Source organism: Microtetraspora sp. AC03309, from assembly GCF_020826795.1.
In the GTDB taxonomy this organism is placed as follows: domain Bacteria; phylum Actinomycetota; class Actinomycetes; order Streptosporangiales; family Streptosporangiaceae; genus Microtetraspora; species Microtetraspora glauca.
This window is the reverse complement of record NZ_JADDIL010000375.1, coordinates 1-596: the sequence shown is the minus strand read 5'-3', so window position 1 is coordinate 596 and position 596 is coordinate 1. Positions and strand designations below refer to the sequence as shown.

The 596-nt window shown below is 70.5% G+C and carries 1 protein-coding gene; it reads right to left on the bottom strand.

Annotated features, from left to right (window positions below; all coding sequences use genetic code 11):
• On the bottom strand, nt 1-521 hold a 521-nt coding region (locus tag IMZ11_RS43410), incomplete at its 3' end, for a DUF222 domain-containing protein (RefSeq protein ID WP_374463274.1).
• Nucleotides 522-596 lie beyond the last annotated feature (75 nt).

Sequence of the window (596 nt, the reverse complement as noted above, 5' to 3'; positions counted from 1 at the left end):
GCGTTCCGCACCCGCAGCGGCCGGTCATCACCCACAGCCCGAGGCTTGGCATAGGCGTCCAGCAGACTCCGCAGCCGCGCTCCCGCCTCGCGGGGAAGCCGGAACTCTCCCTCCAGCCCGCCCGAGGAGGTCTCCCGCACCAGCAGGAAACGCTGCCGGTAATCAGCCTCCGCAGCATCATCCTCACCATCGGGGTTGAGCACCGCATACAGATACCGGCCCGCCCGCGCGATCTCCGCCGGACCCGCCTGATCCGCCAACCCGACCAGAATCTGCTCCGCCAGGCCGGCCTGCTCATCAGTCAACCGGCCGGTCGCCGCGCAGATCGCCGTCACATACCCCTCCGCCAGACTGCCGTCAGCGAACCGGGCCCGAACCACAGGCAGACGAGCCAACTCGACCGCGAGCGCGACCAACCGCCCCGCCCCCACCGCACTCATCCCCGCCCCCGTACGCAACCACAACCTCGTCGACCCATGCCCATACGCCCTCGCCTCACCAGCAGCATGGACCCGCTCCACCCGCGCCGCGACCGCCGAAACCAGCCGATCCCGCGCGAACAACAGATCCTCCGCCTCGGCCAGACACACCCCCGC